General features: G+C 61.7%; 17 protein-coding genes. 13 read left to right on the top strand and 4 right to left on the bottom strand.

All coding sequences use genetic code 11. The features are described from left to right. Positions 1–477, bottom strand: coding sequence for a TIGR03668 family PPOX class F420-dependent oxidoreductase (locus KTAU_RS18255; RefSeq protein ID WP_151729717.1), 477 nt, complete (start codon positions 475–477; stop codon positions 1–3). A 114-nt stretch (positions 478–591) separates the two neighbouring features. Continuing rightward, positions 592–1,500, bottom strand: coding sequence for an LLM class F420-dependent oxidoreductase (locus tag KTAU_RS18260; RefSeq protein ID WP_151729718.1), 909 nt, complete (start codon positions 1,498–1,500; stop codon positions 592–594). 326 nt (positions 1,501–1,826) lie between these two features. Between KTAU_RS18260 and KTAU_RS18265 the strand changes: the two genes are divergently transcribed. The 6 genes from KTAU_RS18265 to KTAU_RS18290 all read left to right on the top strand — a co-directional run bounded on the left by KTAU_RS18265 (position 1,827) and on the right by KTAU_RS18290 (position 9,093). Beyond that, positions 1,827–2,531, top strand: a complete 705-nt coding sequence (locus KTAU_RS18265; RefSeq protein WP_151729719.1) for a GlcG/HbpS family heme-binding protein — start codon at positions 1,827–1,829, stop codon at positions 2,529–2,531. Then, complete coding sequence (locus tag KTAU_RS18270) at positions 2,528–3,433, top strand: hypothetical protein (RefSeq protein WP_151729720.1); 906 nt, start codon at positions 2,528–2,530, stop codon at positions 3,431–3,433. Before KTAU_RS18265 ends, KTAU_RS18270 begins: the two co-directional genes overlap by 4 nt. A gap of 563 nt (positions 3,434–3,996) precedes the next feature. Next, a complete protein-coding gene (gene aroF / locus KTAU_RS18275; RefSeq protein ID WP_151729721.1) occupies positions 3,997–5,070 on the top strand; it encodes a 3-deoxy-7-phosphoheptulonate synthase in 1,074 nt (357 codons plus the stop codon). Between the two features lie 424 nt (positions 5,071–5,494). Further along, positions 5,495–6,076, top strand: coding sequence for an ANTAR domain-containing response regulator (locus KTAU_RS18280; RefSeq protein WP_151729722.1), 582 nt, complete (start codon positions 5,495–5,497; stop codon positions 6,074–6,076). Positions 6,077–6,486: 410 nt separating this feature from the next. Next, positions 6,487–7,539 (top strand): PSP1 domain-containing protein, encoded by a 1,053-nt coding sequence (locus tag KTAU_RS18285; RefSeq protein ID WP_151729723.1) that lies wholly within the window; start codon positions 6,487–6,489, stop codon positions 7,537–7,539. Between the two features lie 33 nt (positions 7,540–7,572). Then, on the top strand, positions 7,573–9,093 hold the full coding sequence (locus KTAU_RS18290; protein ID WP_151729724.1) for an SPFH domain-containing protein: 1,521 nt from the start codon (positions 7,573–7,575) through the stop codon (positions 9,091–9,093). Between the two features lie 216 nt (positions 9,094–9,309). On the opposite strand, the gene KTAU_RS18295 is transcribed toward KTAU_RS18290, so the two are convergent. Together KTAU_RS18295 and KTAU_RS18300 are read right to left on the bottom strand one after the other, a co-directional pair. Next, entirely contained in the window at positions 9,310–10,311 is a 1,002-nt protein-coding gene (locus KTAU_RS18295; protein ID WP_308789053.1) for a DUF6612 family protein, read from the bottom strand. Positions 10,312–10,531: 220 nt separating this feature from the next. Continuing rightward, positions 10,532–11,482, bottom strand: a complete 951-nt coding sequence (locus KTAU_RS18300) for a LolA-like protein (protein WP_151729726.1) — start codon at positions 11,480–11,482, stop codon at positions 10,532–10,534. 469 nt (positions 11,483–11,951) lie between these two features. On the opposite strand from KTAU_RS18300, the gene KTAU_RS18305 reads away from it, so the two are divergent. The 7 genes from KTAU_RS18305 to KTAU_RS18335 all read left to right on the top strand — a co-directional run bounded on the left by KTAU_RS18305 (position 11,952) and on the right by KTAU_RS18335 (position 20,111). Beyond that, entirely contained in the window at positions 11,952–15,074 is a 3,123-nt protein-coding gene (locus KTAU_RS18305) for an AAA family ATPase (RefSeq protein WP_151729727.1), read from the top strand. Then, positions 15,064–16,335, top strand: coding sequence for a DNA double-strand break repair nuclease NurA (locus tag KTAU_RS18310; protein WP_151729728.1), 1,272 nt, complete (start codon positions 15,064–15,066; stop codon positions 16,333–16,335). Before KTAU_RS18305 ends, KTAU_RS18310 begins: the two co-directional genes overlap by 11 nt. Positions 16,336–16,506: 171 nt before the next feature. Continuing rightward, positions 16,507–17,211, top strand: coding sequence for a CpXC domain-containing protein (locus KTAU_RS18315; RefSeq protein WP_170293419.1), 705 nt, complete (start codon positions 16,507–16,509; stop codon positions 17,209–17,211). 9 nt (positions 17,212–17,220) lie between these two features. Beyond that, positions 17,221–17,706: a molybdopterin adenylyltransferase gene (gene mog / locus KTAU_RS18320; protein ID WP_151729730.1), complete on the top strand. Its 486-nt coding sequence runs from the start codon at positions 17,221–17,223 to the stop codon at positions 17,704–17,706. Positions 17,707–17,938: 232 nt separating this feature from the next. After that, entirely contained in the window at positions 17,939–18,871 is a 933-nt protein-coding gene (locus KTAU_RS18325) for a WD40 repeat domain-containing protein (RefSeq protein ID WP_151729731.1), read from the top strand. A gap of 66 nt (positions 18,872–18,937) precedes the next feature. After that, positions 18,938–19,249: a hypothetical protein gene (locus KTAU_RS18330; RefSeq protein WP_151729732.1), complete on the top strand. Its 312-nt coding sequence runs from the start codon at positions 18,938–18,940 to the stop codon at positions 19,247–19,249. A 55-nt stretch (positions 19,250–19,304) separates the two neighbouring features. After that, complete coding sequence (locus KTAU_RS18335; protein ID WP_151729733.1) at positions 19,305–20,111, top strand: class I SAM-dependent methyltransferase; 807 nt, start codon at positions 19,305–19,307, stop codon at positions 20,109–20,111. Positions 20,112–20,132 lie beyond the last annotated feature (21 nt).

The following is a 20,132-nucleotide window of genomic DNA, read 5'->3' on the forward strand; positions in this document are numbered from 1 at the left end:
TCAGGACTGCGCCGGCTCGGAAGAGCTGGCAGTCGGGGCTAGCCCTGACCCCCAGGAGGTCACCGCGCGCGGCGTCAGCATAATTACCGGCAACTGCTCCAGGGCCATCCGCTGGTACTGGGGATAGCGTGCGCGCAGGAGCGCCACAGCCTGCTGCTGCCGCTCATCGCCTGGCTGCAACAGCTGAGCCTCCCCTTCGACCAGCACATACCCAAGGCGTGACCAGTCCTCCTCATAGTGGTCGATCAGCAGCGCCGCCTCGGGACGTGCCTCGATATTGCGCACGCGACGCAGCGCCGTGGCTGCCACCCGCTTCGGTTTCTCATCGAGCGGCGTATAGAAACAGCGGCCATCGAAGGCGTAGCAGACCGGCACGAGATGAGGATGGCCAGCTGCATCTGCTGTGGCCAGGCGCGCCACTCGCTGCCCGAGCACAAAGCGTCGCTCCTCTTCCGTCAGCACAGCGCGTTTGCTCATAGAGCGCTTTCTCTCTCCTCTCGCCGTTTGCGATCTCCTCTATTATTATTCGCTCAGCATCGACGGCGGGCCCATCTGCCGAGGGCGTGAGCTGGGGCAGAAAGGTAGCCGCCGTCAGCGACCGGCCACCGCAATTTTCTCTACCTGGGGCACAATCTCGGTGGCCAGCAGCTCAAATGGCTCCAGCTCGTGGACATTGGGGAGGCTAAAGATTGCCTGATCGATACCCAGCTCGGCCAAGCCGCCGAAGAAGTCCACGGCAGCGGCGGGTGAGAGCGTGCCATTGCGCCCATCGCGGGACAGGCGCAGACTGCTCAGGGTTGTCTTCTCGATCTGCTCATAAGGGCGCCCAATAGTCTCGCAGTGCTCGCGCAGCACCTCTAGCTTATGCAGCAGCTGCTCTCTGCCGCCATAGGCGAACAGATTGCAGGCATCGGCGTAGCGAGCCACCAGGCGCAGTGTCTTGCGCTCACCGCCGCCGCCGATCAGGATTGGCGGGTGAGGCTGCTGGACTGGACGCGGCGAATTCAGGGGGCGTTCGAGCTGGTAGTGCTTCCCCCGAAATGGCCGCTCATCGCCAGTCCACATCTGTAGCGCGATCTGCAGCGTCTCCTCCAGGCGCTCGAAGCGCTCGGCCAGGGGCGGGAAAGGCACTCCCAGGCCGCGATGCTCCTCCTCATACCAGGCGGCGCCGATCCCGAAATAGCTGCGTCCGTGCGAGAGCACGTCAAGGGTGGTGGCTGTCTTCACCAGGAGACCGGGATGGCGGTAAGTCACTCCAGTGACCAGCGTCCCCAGGCGGATGCGGTTCGTCCGACCGGCGGCGAAAGCCAGGGCCGACCAGCCTTCCAGCATCTCATGCTCGGCTGGCCCTACCACCGGAATCTGGAAGAAATGGTCCATGACCCAGAGGCTATAGAGGCCAGCGCGCTCGGCTCGTTCGGCAATGAGAGCAAAAGTGTCGCCGAGAGCGCCTTCTTCTGTAGGCCAGGTAAAGTTCGGTACCTGGAGACCCAAACGCATATCTGTGTTGCTACCTCCTTAGCATTAGCAAGCGTGTGGGACAGACTTACTTTATTATAGTCAGTCTGGTCCAGACGGAGGGCGGCGTGCCGGGCAGGATGGCGGCGCCGGAGGCAGGGAGGCGGCGCGTCAAAGAAGCTGTAAATTTCTATCTATTGCACCGTCTAAACGAGTGCGATACAATGAGCGCAATGCAATGGAGACTGGGGATGGTCCCGGCTGAAGCAGCAGAATAGGCACCAGAGGATATACTGGGAGCAGAGGAGGCGGCTGGCGGGCGAAGAGGGCCGGCCTGCTGGTGTCAAGGAGGAGCAAACCGCGTGAGCATGTCAGTTGAGATTGCGCGCCGAATTGCAGAAGCGTGCAAGCAGCGCGCCAGAGAATTACGCAGTCCTGTCAGCATAGCAATCGTCGATGCTGGCGGACATTTAGTCCTGTTTGAGCGCATGATGGCGCCGTATGGCTGGGCTACAGCCAACATCAGCATAGCCAAAGCTACTACGGCAGTGATGTTCAATCAGCCGACAGACGCTGTAGCCCAGTGGGGATCGGCCATTCCGGGTTTTGCATCCAGCCTGGCGGCGATGACTCAGGGACGCTTTATCATGGCAGCTGGTGGCTGGCCGATTCGTCTTGGAGGAGCCACCATTGGAGGGATAGGGATCAGTGGGGGCAATGCGCCGGGGCGCGATGACGAAATTGCGCGTGCCGGTTTGGCGGCCCTGGAAGCTCTGGCTCCCGCGCTTGCGCCGCAGCCCCAGCCCCAGCCTCAGTTTCAGCCTGCTGGAGCCCCTCCCCCAGCTCAAGCCTTCCTGCAGCCTTCCCTGGCCTATCCAGCTAGCGCACCCAGCCCGACCAATGCTCTGCAGGAGCTGGCGGGGGTGGCCAACGCTGCCGACTACGCTCTCCAGGAGCAGCCTGCCACCCAGCGGGCAGCCGGCGAGAGCGAGCTGAGTGGGCAGCGCAGCGAGCAGATTCCCCAGAGCGATGATGCGACTTTGCGGAAACACCTTGCGGGAGGTCCCTCATGACCCGTGATGCCGACCAGCGCCCGGCTAATCCGCGGCGGCAGCGCCCGCTGCTGGTAATCTCCAGTAGCTCCAGTACCGCCGCTGACCGACAGTCCGGCCAGCCAGTCGATGGAGCGCCTCAACAGACACCAGCCCGGGCAGAGGAGCAGACTTCTTCTGCCGCGACCAGAACAGCAAGCGCGGCTAAAGCGACCAGCACCCGGCGCCAACCCGGCTTTTTCGCCTCGGTCACGCAAACTGCCAATGAGCAGGAGCAGTCGGAGCGCCAGCCCTCGTCGACTGATGCGGGCAAAATGCGCCTCTGGCGAGCTTTGCGTCTGCGCCAGGGACAGCGCTCTGAAGGCGAGTCTGGCGGCGCAGAGCGTGCCAGCAAGAAGACTGGCGAGACAGCAACCAAGGGGCAGCAGCAGAAGATCGTTCGAAATATGACAAAGACTCAGGCTTCGTCGGCGGCGGCCAGAAGCAGCGAGCAGGCAGCAGGCAGCTCGACTGCTCAGACAAATCGCCCGCTCCTGAAATCGCGTCACTTTCTGGGCCTGTTCATCTACGTCTTTGCTGCCACCTTGCTGCAGATACCGCTGGCTTATCTCTCGCCGGTTTTGCATCTCAATCAGGTGCTGTTCCAATTCTCAATCGGCAGCTTCCCAGTAGTCATTACTCATGCACTTGTAATTTATCTGGTCTTGCTCGTTGGTCTACTGCTTGTTTTGAACCACTTCGATCTCTTCCCCTCCTTTGGCCGGACAGCCGAGGAGCGCCGAAGGGGCGCGTCCCAGGGGAGCAGCAGCCGTAGCAAGGCCAGCGCTGGGAAGAAGGAGGCTGGCAAGGGCGAGCATGATCACCTCTACGAGGACTATCGTGATCTGCGGCGTTACCTGCGGCGACGAGCGCGCAAGCGCTAGTCTTCGACGCGTCGTGAAGAGGGGCCGTTGATCGCTGGCCTGGTCGGACCTTTGGGCGTGGGCCTTGACAGCCGGGCTAATTGTGCCTATACTTCTCCTACAGAAGACTATGCGAGTGGCGGAGGAAATCCGCCCTCGGCCTGATTCTCAGGAAGTGGCGCGAGAGTGCGCCGCAAAGAGCAGTTCTGCACGGCACGTGGGCGTCTCAAGAAGGCGCGCAGCGTGGCAGCAGAGCAAGAAGCAGAAGAAGGATAGATGATCTGATGCTCAGCAAGCCCTGGCAACCACAACTGCAGCTTCAGCAGTCTGCAGAGGCGCGCTTCTGGCAGAGCCAGCGTGCTGTGGTTGCCTGTGCTTTTTATTACTACTTTTACTTTAGCCCTCCAGCATGCTGGTGGGCCGCTTCAGGCTGAGCTGAGCAGAGCCACCTAATCCGTGCAGATCCCCAGCATGCTGGAGTAAGCAGAGGCGAAAAACCTCTGCTTTTTTATTTCCCTGGAATCTTGCCCTGTCTGTCTGGGAGCATGCAGTCAGGAGTTCAGGAGAAAGGAACGGACAGCTGTATGATCATCGTCATTGATGCACAGGCCAACCAGGATGAACGTGCCGCCTTATTGGCGCTTGTAGAGCGGGTAGCCGGTCATCGGCGACCTGTTGCTACCACCTGTATCGGGGAGAGCGAGGTCATTGCTATTGACCAGGCCGCCCTCGATACCCAGGCCCTGGAAGCCATCCGCCACCACCCCGCTGTCGCTCAGGTCCTTACCCCCACCACTCCCTACCAACTCGTCAGCCGTCACTTCAAAGCCAGCTCCAGCCGCATTGTCGTAGGAGATGCCCGCCATTGTGATCCCGTCGTTATCGGTGGGGAGCAAGCCATGCCGGTCATCATGGCCGGGCCCTGCGCCGTCGAGAGCCGCGAGCAGCTGCTGGAGACTGCGCGAGCCGTCAAAGAAGCCGGCGCGACGGTCCTGCGTGGCGGGGCCTTCAAACCGCGCACCTCGCCCTATCAGTTCCAGGGACTCGGCATCGAGGGCTTACGTCTGCTGGCCGAAGCCCGTCAGGAGACAGGTTTGCCAGTGATTACTGAGGTCATGGAGCCGGAGATGGTGGAGGTCGTGGCGGACTATGCCGACATCCTGCAGATCGGGGCCCGCAACATGCAGAACTTCCCCTTGTTGCAGGCCGTGGGCCGGCGAGGGCGAGGCAAGCCGGTGATGCTCAAGCGCGGCCTCTCCGCCACCATTGATGAATGGCTGCTAGCCGCCGAATACATTGTCGCTGCTGGCAATCCCAACGTCATCCTCTGCGAGCGCGGCGTGCGTAGCTTTGACCCGCAGACCCGCAACCTGCTCGATCTCGCCTGTGTCCCGTTGCTGCACGAGCTGACTCACCTGCCAGTGATCGTCGATCCCAGCCATGCCACCGGGAGGCGTGAACTGGTGCCCACAATGGCCAGGGCGGGCATCGCCGCCGGCGCTGAGGGCCTGATCCTGGAGGTCCACCCTGATCCGAACAGTGCCCTCTGCGACGGTCGCCAGTCCATCACGCCGACTGAGCTGCGTACCATCGTCCACGAGGCGCGTCTGATGGTCCAGATCATGCAGGACGCCGACAGGCTATCGCAGGTGGCCTGACAGCCAGCACGGGCTGCCGGGCACACGGCAGCCACCACCTCCAATGGCGACGCTGCCAGCGCGAGCAAGGAGGGCAGAAAGAGCAGGGCCGCCTCGGACGGCGGTCTGTGGCAGGAGCTGCAGAGCACAGGGGTGCGATGAGGCGCCCTTTTTTTATTAGGCGTGAGCCGGCGAGGCAGAGGGGGACAGATGCGGGTGAGCGGGAGAGGAAAAGTTGGCGGAAGACTGGGAGTGCAAAGAACTGGCAGAAAACTCTATCTCGACTCTCATCAAACACCTGTGGTATACTCTTTGTTACAAGCCAGAGAGCACAGAGCAAAGACCGGGGGACGGCTATTGCGTCTGTGCTAGCGGCCAGGTCGAATATGTCGTTTGAGAAGTTGCAAGTCTGGTTTGTTTGAAGTCATACGGACAGGATACGAGCATGCCAACACGTGTGATCATTGCCGATGATGAACCCATTCAACGCATGGACCTGAAGGATGTCCTCACCAAGCAGGGCTACCTGGTCATTGGTGAGGCCGGTGACGGGCAGAGCGCTGTGAACCTGGCTCGCGAATTGCGCCCGGACCTGGTGATCATGGATATTCGCATGCCCGATATGGACGGCATTGCCGCCGCCGAGATTCTAACGCAGGAACGCATCGCGCCGGTGCTGCTGCTGACCGCCTTTGGCGATCAACCGCTGGTCGAGCGTGCGAAGCAGGCTGGTGTCGTGAATTATATAGTCAAGCCGCTCCGCGAGAGCGAGGTGGCCCCGGCCATCGAGGTGGCACTCGCCCGCTACAACGAGTTCCGCGCGATGGAAGGGAAGGCGAAGGAGCTGAGCGAGCAGCTGGAGACACGCAAAGTAGTGGAGCGGGCCAAGGGACTCCTGATGCAGCGTTATGGCCTGTCTGAGCAGGAAGCTTTCCGTAAGATCCAGAAGGCCAGCATGAACAACCGCAAGTCGATGCGCGAGGTTGCGGAGGCCATCCTGCTGACGAACGAGATCAACGAGATGTAGCCTGGCCTGCCGGTCGAGCCACTTGCTGCTGGCTGGCCTGATCTGCAAGCTGACGCCACCCGTGCCGTGCTGGCGGTAGCCTGCGGCTGGCTTTGTGCTGCCTGCAGGGAGAGGGAGCAGCAAGCGAGCGAGCTGGCAGAAGAAGTATGAGAGCAGAGCGAACAGAGAAGGCTCTAGTCGGGGGCGGCACTGCCGCCGTCCCCTTTCCCTCTGGGTTGTCCTCGTTGCGCGTCCCGTGAGGTCGCGTCGGTGTAGGGAGAGCCAGCTGTTTGTCCCGTCCGCCTTCTCCCTCCGGGGCCAGGGCGCCGGGCGAGGCGCGCCGCGTCGGCAAGGCGAGAGCGAGAGGGAGAGAGAGAGAAGCAGAGGCAGCCGAGATAAAGGAAAGAGAAGAAGGGCATCAGACGGGAGCGATGCAGCCGACAGTTTCTGCTACTGAGAACGTTGTGACGGTTGTCGGTATCCGGTTCCGTCCCGCCGGGCGCATTTATTATTTCGATCCCCAGGGACAAACCTATCGCACAGGCCAATATGTGATTGTCGAGACGGTACGTGGGGTGGAGGCGGGCCGCGTAGTGATCCCCGCAAAAAAGGTGGCAGAAAGCGAGCTGAGCGACCCCCTGAAACCTGTGCTCCGCCTGGCAACCGAGGAAGAGCTGCGCATGATGCTCTCCTACAAGAGTAAGGAGAAGGAGGCGCTGGTCCGCTGTGCGCAGCGTATTGCTCAGCACAAGCTTCCTATGAAATTGGTGGAGGCGGAGTATACTTTTGATGGGAGCCGTTTGACGTTCTATTTCACCTCGGATGAGCGCGTCGACTTTCGGGCCCTGGTACGCGATCTGGCAGCTACCTTTCGCACGCGCATCGAGCTGCGTCAGATCGGTGCGCGCGATCAGGCCAAGCTTCAGGGCGGCGTCGGTCCCTGCGGCAAGACGCTCTGCTGCAGCTCCTGGATCAGTGATTTCGGCATCATCTCGATCAAGATGGCCAAGGAGCAGGGGCTGCCCCTTAATCCGGCCAAGATTTCAGGAGTCTGTGGCCGTTTGCTCTGTTGCCTGTCCTACGAGAATGAGAACTATATTCAGGCCAAGAAGCGTATGCCGCAGCTTGGGACAATCCTGGAGACGCCCAGTGGCCCCGGCAAGGTGGTTTCAATCAATGTGCCCAAGGAGACGGTCGAGGTCATGCTGGAAAGCGGGGCGACAATCCAGATTCCTGTCCCCCAGCAGCAAGAGCCAGACCCTGGCCCTGGTTCAGGGCGTGCCTCATCCGTAGGTGGCGGTTGTTGCCAGACCTGCCGACTGAATCCTCACCGTCAGGAGGAGCCTGCGACTTCCAACGCTAGTGCCGGTTGTAGCTGTGGTAGCTCGGGCGCTGGCCCTTGTCCGCGCTGTGGCTCCCAGGGTGGGTGCAGGTCGGGCTGCAGCACCAGCAATGCAACTAGCAATCAGCAACGGGCGGATTAACTTCTTCAGGTGCTGAGAGAGGGAGGCGCGTCTATGTCTTCACAATGGATGGACTCGGGCCAGGCTGATGATCCCGTGGTCAGCGCGATTTGGACAGCCCCGGCCCAGGAACCGCAGGCGCAGGCGGCTTCCGCCGCCCGCCAGGGTCCACTGGCCCCTGATGTCTCAACGTCCGTTTCCGCTCTGTCTGAGACAGAGGCAGACACCGAAGGGCTAGCCGATGATGGCTATCCTTCCTCGCGCTTTGAAAGGCTGTGGCTAGTACTCAAGCAGTTTTCCCCCCTGTTCCTTCCCCTGTTATTTGGCTCTGTGACTTTCTTGCTGCTGACGCCAGCGGCTCTTCATGGAAAAGCCTACCTGTCACATGCTGGCCTGTTACCGGCGGCGCTGATCTTGCTGGCGATTGCCATTCTGCATGGCGTCATGTTGTATTATGCCGCCGATAACGTGGTGCTATGGTCGCTGGCGCTGGCTTGCGGCGTAGGGTTATTCCTCGTGGCTGGCTCCTTTGCGCTCTTCGGTCCCTTGGTCAGTCTGATCCTCTTGGTGCTGATGGTCATGGGCGGGGTCCTCCTGCTGCGCTATCTGCTCCATCCCGTCCCCGAGGGCTATGTCGACCTGGTTTTCGCCTTTGGGCAATATCGGCGCACCCTCTTCCCGGGGCCGAATGTGCTCCTGCCCTGGGAGCGGGTGGCTCAGCGCCTGAATACGCGGCGCACGCAATGGACCTGTCCGTCCCAGGTGGTCCATCTGACCCCCGATGAGGATGTCTATCTCTCGGCGACGATCTGCTACCAGCTGCTGCCAGAAGATGCCTATCTGGCGGTGACCGAGGTCAATGATTGGGAGGCCAGTCTCCAGCAGCTCTTGCTGACGACGATCCAGGCGGTGGTTTCGACCTTCAGTGTGGCTTATTTCCTGGCGCGTCGCTCGCCGGTCTATGGGGCCTCGCCTTATGAGGAGGGGGCTAACAGCTGGGAGGTGATCAACAGCGAGCTGGCTGAGCGTATGCAGGATCAGGTGGCGATCTGGGGGGTGCAGATCCACTGGGTGCATATTCATGATGTGGCGGTGGTGCCGCGTGGCTCGCTGCCGCCCGATACAGACGCGATGGAGACGGTGAAGGCCAGCAAAGCTGAAGCGGCGGACGGCTCGGGTTCATCCCGGGCCGGGGACGACGCTGGTGCGAGCCCGGCAGCTACCGCTCGCGCGGCTGATCCCAGCCCCAGTCTGGGCAAAGCTTCTGAGTCGGGCAATGCTACGGCAGCCCCGCTCTCTCCCAAGACGTTGAAAGAGGAGATCCTGGTCAACACCTATAATGCTGTCCGCGAAGGGCGCATTACCGATCCTGAGACGATTGCCTCGATTGCAGTGCGCTTTGAGACAGTGGCGAACGATCCTGAGCTGAGCCGCCTGGTCAGCTTTGATGCCGCGCGGGCGGCGCGGGCGCTGCGCCAGCGGGCCGAGCTGATTCGCGAGCAGCGGCAGCGAATGCGGGCCTATGCGCCGCAGTATGCCGATCAGACTGAGTTGGAGCGTCCAGGTCGCGAGTAACCGTGTCAGTCGGGGCCTCGCTCTCTCCATGCTGCGGCAGCAAGGAGGGATGATGAAGGGCCAGGCGCGGAAGCGACCGGAAGCGACCGGAAGCGACGGCTGTGCCAGACAGTGCGAGGGCAGAGCTGGTCTTAACCAGCTCTGCCCTCGTTTTCTTCAAGAAGGGCCGCCTCGCTGTCGGTGGCGACTGATGCTGGCTCCCTGGCCTGGCCGTGCCTACTGCTGGAAGATGGTCAAGGGATTGTCAGTAGGCGTGGCGTTGGCTGGCGCGTTAATGGTGACGGGCTGGTTGAACTTGCTGTAGTCCACGGTGGCCGCGGTCTGGGTCGAGAAGACGCCGCTGAGGCTGGGGCTGCTGGTGGTCGGTGTGGTCTGCAGCAGCTTGTTCAGGTCGATGTCCATCTTCAGCGTGATCCCCAGTTCGTGGACGTAGAAGCTCTGTTCATCGATCCAGAGTTCCAGGTCGGCCTGTTGCAAAGTTGTGACCTGCTCAATCTGCTGCAGGTCGCTCTGGCTGAGGCCGCTGGGCAGCTGCTCAAAGGAGTTGAGCAGGTCTTTGAGGGCATCCTTGCCGAAGCTAACGCTGATGTGACGCAGGCTCTGACCGTGGAGAGGCTGATCTCCGTGGTCGGTCAGCTGAGCTTTCTGCGCGAGTGTGAGCAGACGGCTGTACTGATCGCTGTTGGCCGCTTCCAGAAAGCTGCTCGTGCCGGTCAGGCTGCTTTGCTCCAAAACGTACCACTGGCCCTGCTTGTTCTGGATATAGACCTTCCCATCTTTGACGATCTCGTTCAGCTGCAGGTCCGTGCCGAGGCCAGGTATGCTTAGCTTCATCTGGGCCGAAGCCTGACCTGGAAAGATCTCGTCGCCACTGCCTTGCAGTGACAGAGCCAGGTTACTGGGCAGGACACTACTCTGGCTGGTTGGCGTGGCTGTTCCCTGACTCTGCATCTGGAGGTTTTCCGTCACGGAAAAGTCCATATGCGCTGTCTTCAACTTTTGCATGCTTGCAATAGCCTTCTGCAGAACCTGTCCAGCTGTAATTTTACTGCTGTTGCTGCTAACGCTGGCACCTCCGCAGGCACTGAGCAGAAGTGTCAGGCCGAGCAAACCAGCGAGAAGCGAGCTGGTCGATAGCCGGCGGATGAGCATGGCAAGCTCCTTTCGTTGAGGATCAGGTGTTCCGTGGAAAAATAAACGTGCAATAGGGTCTTCCATAAAATTGGAAACTTTTCCCTGCTCTGTTTGCTCATAAGCTTGCAATGCTCTCACGCGCTGACCTGTCCTGGAGCATATTGCGTCTCAAGCAGGCGCAGACGATGAGCGGCACGGACAGGAGCGCAGCAGCGACCTGTCCGTGCCGCTCCGCTCACCATCTACGTATGATGGCTTTGCTGATTCCGCCTTTAGCCGGGGCAAGGCGCTGGCGACCTTGGGGTTAGCTGCTCTGGAAAATGGCGCGGGGGTCGTCGGTTGGCGTGGCGTTCGCCGGGGCCGTGATCGTCACGGGCTGGTTGAACTTACTGAGATCGGCGCTGCTGTTGAAATTTACCACGAGGGTCGGGGGCAGCAGCGCGGTCGCCACGCCGGCGATGGGCGTCTGCAGACCGCTGGTGTCGGCGTTCATAGCGAGTTTGAGCTGCACGCGGTGCAGGTAGAACTGCGTTTCGTCGATCCAGAGATCGAGTGTGGCCTGGAAGCTGCGCGTATGGTCGATCAGGCTGTTGAGGTTTTGGCTGCCCAGCAGATTGCTGAGCTGCGTGTTGCTCGTGAGCAGTTGGCGCAGGCCCTCTCTGTCAAGGACGGCGCTGATATGGCGCAGGCTTTGACCATTGAGGGTCTCGTCGCCGTGATCGGTAATGCTGCTGTGCAGTGCCAGGGCCAGGAGAGCGTTGGTATCTGGCTTCCAGCCGGCGAGAAGGTTGCCTCCGGCTGCCTCCAGTCGGGAGGCGTCGATGACATACCACTGACCGTTTGGGTTCTGCAGGTAGACCTGCTGGCCGATAGTAATCTCCGCCAGGCTGGTGGTCTGGTTGAGCGTTAGATGAAGAGCCTGGCGACCGTCGGTCAACGATTGCTGCCCATTGCCTGCCAGATTGAAGCTCAAGCTGATCAGGGGGGTGGCGCTGGCCGTGGCTGACGGGGTGGCGGTAGCTGGCGCTGGCGTCGTACCGCCGGCAGCGCTGGCCGTGGCCTGAGTGGTACCCTGCAGCGTGCCACTGGCTGTGAGGCTAAAGGCCAGGCTCTTCAGCTTCTGCATGGCCTGGCTGCTCTTCTGCAAGACCTGGCCGACAGGCAGTTGACTGCCCTGCTGCACCGGTGTCAGGCTCACCTGGCAGGCGCTGAGGGCGAAGACCAGACTCATCCCCAGGAGCAGCAGGCTCAACACTGCTCGGTGACCTCGTCTCAATCTGCCCCTATATAGAAAGGATGGAATGTGTCGCATGAAAGACCCCTCCGTCTGTGCTGTCCTGTTCCTCTATTAGGAGAGCGCGGAGCTGGTGCTTCCCGCGAGCGTCCTGGCGAAGCTGCCTGCTGCCTCGTCGGGAGCAGAAGCCCGCTGTGCATCTTCTCTCGCCTTCCTTCCTCTGACACGCTGTGAGGCGATGCTGTGTTTCAGACGCGGGCATGGTATAATGCGCCTGGGAGCTACCGCTTTCGGCCTCGCAAGGGAGAAACAACAACCATAAACTTGTTCCTGAGCAGGGTTTTTATTCCTTCGTTGGACATCCTTCGCCTCTCTCCGCAGTTCTCTAGTGAGGGGAAGGAAGGACGCACCTCGCCGGCAGGAGAGGGAGAGCGGGAGAGAAGACGGCTGCAAACTTGTTGGAAGAAGAGCAGAGCAGAAGGCTAGCGGCATGTTGATTACTCGTCTTGAGCTGGAGAATATCAAGAGCTATCGTCGCCTGGCCGTCGAGTTCCGACGTGGGACGACGGCTATTCAGGGAGCGAATGGGGCTGGTAAGACCACGCTGGTCGAGGCCATTGGCTTTGCCCTCTTTGATGCCTTGCCCTATAAGCATAGCCAGTTTGTGCGCGAGGGCGAAAAATATGGCCTGATTCGCGTCCACCTGCTGGGCAATGACGAACGACGCTATATTGTCGAGCGCCGCTGTGGCGCCAGCGCCTACTGGCAGCTCTACGATTGCGAGGCCGACTATCGCCTGGAGCAACGCACCGATGTGCTCGATAAGCTACATGAGCTGTTCGGCATTGAGCGCGAGCGTCCCCTGCCGACGCTCTTTCAGGATGCCCTCGGCGTGCCGCAGGGCACCTTCACGGCGATCTTTCTGGAGGCGCCGGCCAAGCGCAAGAAGACCTTCGATGAGCTGCTGCAGATCGAGGACTACCGCCTCGCCTCCGATTATTTGCGCGAGGTCCAGAATTACTATAAGGATCAGATGCAGCAGCAGCAGCGGGAGATTCAGCGCCTCAGCTTTGAGACACGCGACCTGGATCAATGGCGGCAGGAGCTGGCCCAGGCCCGCCAGGAGGAGCAGCGCCAGACGGAGCTGATTGCCACTGGCACGCGCCGGTTGGAAGAGGCGGAGAACCACTACGCCCTCTTGCAGCGTCAGCGCGACGAGCTGCTCGACCTGCGCCACCGCTTCGAGCAGGCCCAGCTGAGGCGCGAGGCCGCTCGTCAGCGCTTGCGCCAGTGCGAGCAGGAGCTGGCCCTGGCTCGTCAGGCCCAGGCTCAGGTCGAGGCCAACCGTACGGCCTATCTGACCTATCAGGAAGCGGAGGCCGCCCTCCAGGAGCTGCGCCAGGCCGAGCGCCAGCGTAACACCCTACGCCAGCAGCAGGCGGCCCTGCAGCGTCGCCAGGCTGGCCTGAGCGCCAACAAGGCTCACGTGGAGGCCGCCCTCAAGGAGATCGAGCAGGCGCGCCAGCGTGTAATCGAGCTGTCACCCCTGGCGGACCGGCAGCGCGAGCTGGAGCGCCGACGCGAGGAGCTGCGCCAGCAGGTTCAGCGCTATGATGAGCTGGTGGAGGAGGGGCGCAGCCTGCGCCGTCAACAGGAACAGCAGCTGAAGCGATTGCAAGACGTGCAGCATCAGCTGAGCGAGATTGAGCCGTTGCAAGAGCTGGCTGGCCGGCTCCCTGAACGCATCACTCTCCTGACCCGGCTTCAGGCTCGCCTTTCGGAGCGCAGCCAGAAGCAGCATCTGCTCCAAGAGAAGCTGGAGACCTTGCGTCAGAAGGAAGAGGAGCGCGCCAAAACCGCTGAGCGCCTGCGAAGCCTGGAGGAGACGATCGCCGCGGTCGAAGCCCATCGCGAGGAGGTGGCGACTCTGCCCGCCTTGCGCGAAGAGCAGGCCCAGCTGACGGCCCGGCGCTATCGTCTGGAGGGCAACATCGATGGCTATCGTGAGTCGTACAGCCGTTCGCGCGGTGGCCTCTGTCCTCTGCTCCATGAGCCATGCCTCAATATTCGCCAGAAGGGTCTGGCTAGCCTGGAATCCTATTTCGAGCAGCTTATCGCCGGCGACGAGGCCCAGCTTGTCGACCTGCGCCAGCAACAGCAGGAGCTGGAGGAGCAGATCGCCAGGCTCACTGTCTATGCTCAAGAATATGAGCGCCTGGGCCACTATCGGGCGCAGCAGAGCGAATGTGCGGAGCGCCTGCGCCAACTGGCCGGTGAACTGTTGCGCTTACAGCGCGATGTCGACGATCTCCGACAGGACCTCGCTGAGCTGCAAAACCTGGGCCAGGAGATCGCTCAGGCCGAGCAGGCGCGGCGCGAAAGTGAACTGGCAGATCAGCGCGTGCGGGCTTTGCCGGCCCTACGGACGAAAGTGGAACAGCTTGAGGAGCAGCTAAAGCTGCTTGAGGAGCAGCTGGTGGAGCGCCGGCAGCAGGTGCAGCAGCTGCAGGGTGTCCGCGAGCGCCTCAAAGAAGTTGAGGCCCAACTGACAGAGCTAGATGATCCCGCTGGCCAGATTCGCGGCCTCTTGACCGCCATTGAACGTGAGCCGCACCTGCGCGAGCAGCTTGCTGAGCTAGTCCAGCAGGAGACCAATCTGGAGCGAGAGCTAGAGGCGCTGACTGAGCGCCTGGCGGCATATCAGGACCTCGACGAGCGCCTTGCTGAGCAGGAGAGCCGGCGTCAGCGTGCTCAAACTGGCTATCAAGCCTATCTGGCCCATGAGCAGGGAGCGCGTCAGTTGCCGCAGCGTCAGCAAGCCTACGAGCGAGCCACCGTCGACTATCAGGAGGCCGAACAGGAGTTGCAGCAGGCCGAGCGTGCCTATCGCCAGGCCCAGATCGCCTTTGATGAAGCCGAGTTCCAGCGTACTGACGAAGAGATCAAGAAGCTCAGAGCGGATCTCAAAGGCTATACCACCGCCCTCCAGCATACGCGCAGTCGTATCGCCGAACTGGAAGTGCGCATCCGCCAGGCTGAGGCGCTGCTCACCGCTCTGGAGGCTGCGCAGCAAGAATATCGCACCCTCGAAGAGCTGACCAGCATGACTGACCTCTTCCGCCAGCTGCTCAAAGAGGCCGCTCCGCAGATTCTGCGGGCCCGTCTGGCCGAGATCTCCGCCGAAGCCAATCGCATCTTTGGGGAGATCATGGGCGATCGCAGCGCGCAACTGAGCTGGCAGGACGACTACGAGATTGTCGTCCGCAATCGCAGCGCCACGCGCACCTTTGCTCAGCTCAGCGGTGGTGAGCAGATGAGTGCTGCCCTGGCCGTGCGCCTGGCTCTGCTCAAAAAGCTCTCCAACCTGACCATCGCCTTCTTCGATGAACCGACTCAGAATATGGACAGCACCCGCCGCACCAATCTCGCCGAGCAGATTCGGCGCGTCCGCGGCTTTGACCAGCTCATCGTCATCAGCCATGACGATACTTTTGAGCAGGGTCTGGACAGCCTGATTCGCCTGCGCAAAGAAAACGGCGAGACACGCCTGGTCAGTGACGAAGAGTGGCAGGCAGCCTTTGAGCAGGAGGAGGAACACGCTCATGCTCCATAAGGGCAAGCTCCTGGCCGCTCTGGCCAGCAAACGAGACCAGTTCATGCTCTATGGTGGAACCTACAGCGATCAGTTGGGGGCCTATCGTCATGTACTAGAGACACTTTATCGCCGCTACCGCTCAAGTGCTCATCTAGAGCAGCACCTGCCACCTGATGGGCAAGATCTGCCACCGGCGGGTGCGCGTCCGACGATCGAATTCGATCGCTGGCTGGTCCAGGCCACCCAGGAGGACTATCACGGTCCCGTCTTTCGCTTCGCCGAACGCTTCGCCAACCACGAGCAGGCGCGGCAGTGGGCGGAGTGCATCGAAGGGATTACAACGCTAGCCGTTGACGGCAGTCAGCTTCAGCCCTGGCGCGATGCCTCGATCCCCGTCGCCCTGGTCCAGATTGGCCTGTTTGTCAATCCTCACCAGCGCGGACGTCCCTACGTCAAAGACGTGCGCCTCGAGGTGCTGACACCCGATGAGATCCTGGAAGAGGCGCCTAGCGAAAGCGCCGATCCCAGTGGCTACCCCTACTCGGAACTGCAGGTCTCGCTGCGTCGCTTCCAGCTCGAAGTCGAGACTCTCTGTAGCCAGATGGAGCAGCTGGCCCGTCAGCGTCGGCCTGACGAACCCGCTCACAGTCCGGTCGTCTTCTTCGATGGTTCCCTGGTTGTTTCCTTCGCCCTGACCATGCCCAGTCCCTACCGCGAGCGCTACATCGCCGGCGCTGTTTCCCTGCTGCAGGCTTCCGAGCGCTTCCGCGTACCCTTGATTGGCTACGTCGACACCAGCTACGCGCGCGATATCATCACCATGCTCTTGCGCCTCGACGCTATGCAGCCCCAGCCGCTGCTGCGCGAGACCAAGCGCATTCACGATGCCCTGCTCTGGCAAGGGCGCCTGCGTTGGGGCGATCGCACGCCGGCCATGATCTGTGCCCGTGGGGATGTCCTCGACCACTATGGACCCTATCGCGAGCGCATCGCCTTTTGCTATCTGCAGGCAGTGAGCCAGCGCCCGCCAGCCCGTCTGGAATTCCCGCGCTGGATTGTCGACGAGGGCCTGCTTGATCCCGTCATCGATGTCGTGCGAGCCGAGATCATCGCCGGCGGCCAGGGCTATCCCTATGCCATCGAGACTGCCGACGCTGTCGCCGTCATCACTCTCCAGGACCGCAACGAGTTCTATGCGCATTTCCAGCAATTTATCGAGAGTCAGGGCCTGAGCTTCACCTTCTCCTCCAAGGCCCTGAGCAAGAGCCGCCGGCGCTGAGTGGCGCTGTCACTCTGAGGAGAAAGCGGGGCTTATGGCGAACCTGCTGTGTGGCCTGCTCACTCGATCCTGGCCCCAGCGGGCCGGCATCGATGTGATATGATAAAGATGTTTAGTGCTTGTGTGGTTCATTTCGCTGGAGAGGATGTCATTTTCGAAGCGCTATCATCTATGTCGCAACTAGCATCGCGGACAGCCAGCTATAAGCTGACCTGTCGCTGTGGCCATAGCTTTGAGTGCCAGATCTATGAATATGTCAACGTCGCGCGTGATCCCCAGCTGCGCTATGCCGTCCTGGCGGGTCGTCTCAACGTAGTCACCTGCCCTGCCTGTGGGCGGCGAGCTCAGGCGCGGCGACCGTTCGTCTACTCCGATCCGCCCAATCACCTGCTTGCCTATGTCCATCCTCGCGACAACGTGCCGCGAGAAGGGCGCGAGCTGATCGAGGCCAAATTGCGCGACGTCTACGAGCGCGTGGCTCAGCGGCCAGGAGAGGCGGGAGAAGGGCCGGGCTCAGCTGTGGAACAAGGAGCGGAGACGCCAGATGAGGGAGAGATGGCCGCCTCCCTCGCCGCCGCTGTGCGAGGGGCGAGCGGGGAGATCCCGCCCCTGCAGGTGATTTTTGGCCTGGACCAGCTGGCTCTCCTGATCAACGCCGGCCTGAGCCAGGATGAGCGCCTTGGCAAAATTGCCCTGCGCACTCAAAGCCGCAGCACCGCTCAACGCGGCCAGATGTTTGACATTGCCCGACGCCTGGCACGTGAGATGCAGTGTATTGTGGAAGAGGAGGAGCAGGGAGAAACCTACACGGTTTGGCTCTATGGGCCACGCCGCCAGATCGGAGCCATTATGCGCGCGTTGGCCCCCAGGGGGTGACGAAGGACGATGATTACAGTTGGTGTCCTGACGATCAGCGATGGTGCCGCCCACGGGACGCGCCAGGATACAAGCGGTCAGACCATTCGCTCTCTCGTGGCGCAACTGCCCGAGGCAGTGGTGAGCGCGACCGCTATTGTCCCCGATGAGCGGGAGCAGATCGAGGCCGTGCTGCGCTCCTGGTGCGACGAGCAACGGCTGAACTTAATTCTGACAACAGGCGGCACCGGCCTGGCTCCACGTGATGTGACCCCCGAGGCCACCAAGGCCGTTATAGAGCGTGAGGCTCCGGGCCTGGCCGAGGCCATGCGTGCCGCCAGCCTGCAACATACACCCTTTGGTATGCTCTCACGGGGAATCGCCGGTACGCGTGGGCAGACGCTCATCGTGAACCTGCCAGGTAGCCCCAAGGCCGTTAAAGAATGCCTGGAAACAATCCTGCCTGTTCTGCCGCATGCGATCAATCTATTGACCGGCGGCCCCAGCGAACACTAACCGTGGCAGCGAGCGCGCCCGCCGGGTAATCTGTTGATCAAGGCTGCTCGCTCCAGCTGCTGTCTGCCCTGGGTAGGGAGCGAGCGAGACTCAGGGCTGTTGGAGGTCGCCCCGGCTGGTAGTGAGGGGCCGACGGCGCTGCTGAGCGCTCGCCCTCGGAGCGCCTGCCCAGGGAGAGGATGGAAAAAGCCGCAGCTTGGCAGCCACCAGGAAAAAAATAGAGACCTCAGTCATGCGGGCAAGAGCCAGACACTACCCTGGTCACAGCGATGCCATCTTTGCCCTGGCCTGGTCACCGGATGGCCGGCTCCTTGCCTCGGCTGGACGCGACGGAAGCGTGCGCCTCTGGCAGTCGTCCCAAGATGGCATATTTGAACCCATTGCCGCCTACACAGGCCACAGACAGTGTATTCTCTCCCTGGCCTGGTCCCCCGATGGCCGCCTGCTTGCTTCGGGGGACACTGCCGGAGCCGTCCACCTATGGGAAGTCGCCTCGCCTCACCGTTGCCTGCTCATCTACCGTGGGCATCGTCGCTTTGTGCGCTCCCTGGCCTGGTCTCCCAACGGCGACTATCTCATCTCGGGCGGCGACTACGGCGACAGCAGCCTCCAGCTCTGGGAGAGCCGCAGCGGACGCTGCCTGTTCTGCGATCGTCAACAATACCGGCTCTTTGCCGTCGGCTGGTCCCCTTGTGGGGAGCGGCTGCTCAGCGCCAGCTTTGACGGCTACGTAGACATCTGGACCGTCGACGCCGACGGTTCCACCTCCTCACTCCGAGCCGAGCGCTCCCTGCGCTTCAGCGAGCATGGCCGGCCCATCTACTGCGCCGCCTGGTCGCCGGATGGTCAGCTAATCGCCTCGGGCGGAGCCGACAACCGGGTGCTGGTCTGGCGACCGCAGACGCCCGATCCCCAACTCATCACCAGCTACCGTGGCCACCGTCGTCCCCTGAAAGCGCTGGCCTGGTCGCCGGATGGCCAGCTCCTCGCCTCCGCTGGCGACGACTGCTCTCTCCTACTCTGGCAAGCCAGCAGCGGCGCCACTCTGCTCAGCTACAGCGAGCACCGGCGTTGGATTCGCTGTCTGGCCTGGTCCCCCCAGGGTAGGCAGATTGCTTCTGCCAGTGATACACTGATACATATCATAGACATAGATGTAGATTAGCTCAACAGTAGCAACAACGGGACCTGAGTCACAGTCATTCCGGACACGAGCGTGCGAGAATCAACGATGTTCAGTGAAGATGCCAGCAGGGGGCAGGAGCGCATCATGCGCCGCCGTGAAAGCAATCTCGACCTCTTCCGAGAGGCCGAGGAGGTCAACGAGCTCAGCGATGGCTACGCCTTTCGCTTCAGCGACACGCGAGAGCAGCTCACGGCCATTCTGGCGCTTATCAGCATTGAGCGCGAGTGTGCTCCCCTGCTTACCTTTGAGTTGCAGTTTGCACCGCAGCGCGGGCCGCTCTGGCTGCGCATTCGCGGGCCGGAAGGGGTTAAAGCCTACATCAAGAATGGACTAAGCTCCCCCCGGCGTCTCACCTGAGCGTCGAGCGGTGCGCGTCGAGGCGGTGTGCGTCAGACAGGAAGGAGCGGGAACAATGGCGACCCGAGTCTACCCAGAGAAAAGAGGGCTGCTGCAAACCAGCGACCGCCCTGATCCCGCCTGGCTGGAGGTGGTCACCACCCTCATCCCGCCCGGCGGCAAGCTTGTGCTCGATCTTGGTTGCGGCAATGGTCTCTACACCCAGGCCCTGGCCGATCTGGGGGCCGCCTATGTCATCGGCCTCGACAGCGCTGAAGAGCAGCTAGAACAGGCGCGTCAGCGCTGCGCGAGTTATCGCAACATCGAATTTCTGCGCGGGAACGCCCTGGCCACCGGCCTGCTGGCCGAGCGCTACGACATCGTCTTTATGCGCGCTCTGTTGCGCGATCTGCGCCCGACAGAGCTGCGCCCCTGCTTCATCGAAGCCTATCGCCTGCTCAAGCCTGGTGGTAGCCTGCTCATCCAGGACCAGACCCCCGAGGATCTCCTGGAGCCGGGCAGCAAAACCCATATCTGGGGCTATCTCTTTGCCCGCTATCCACGTCTCGTCGACCAACGTGTCCTGGCCCGCTGCCAGCGCGAAGAGGTGCGCCAGATCATGCAAGACGTCGGCTTTCGCGACATTCAGCAGCGCGCGCTTTGGGAGACGCGCGGTGTCTATCCCAACAGCAGCGCCCTGGCCGAAGAGCTGGTGAGCTACGTGCTGAACGCCCCCCTTTACGAAATGAGTGAAGAGGAGGTCAACGAGTTGCTCGCCTACATCGCCTTTCTTGAAGAGCACCTGGCCCGGCACGAGCAGGCCGGCGGCGAGATTATCGCTCAGGAGTGCTGGACCCTCTGGCTCGGGCGCAAAGGCGAGTAGCATCAGGCCTGGCCTGGCCAG

Origin of the sequence: Thermogemmatispora aurantia, from assembly GCF_008974285.1 — a bacterium.
GTDB lineage: Bacteria > Chloroflexota > Ktedonobacteria > Ktedonobacterales > Ktedonobacteraceae > Thermogemmatispora > Thermogemmatispora aurantia.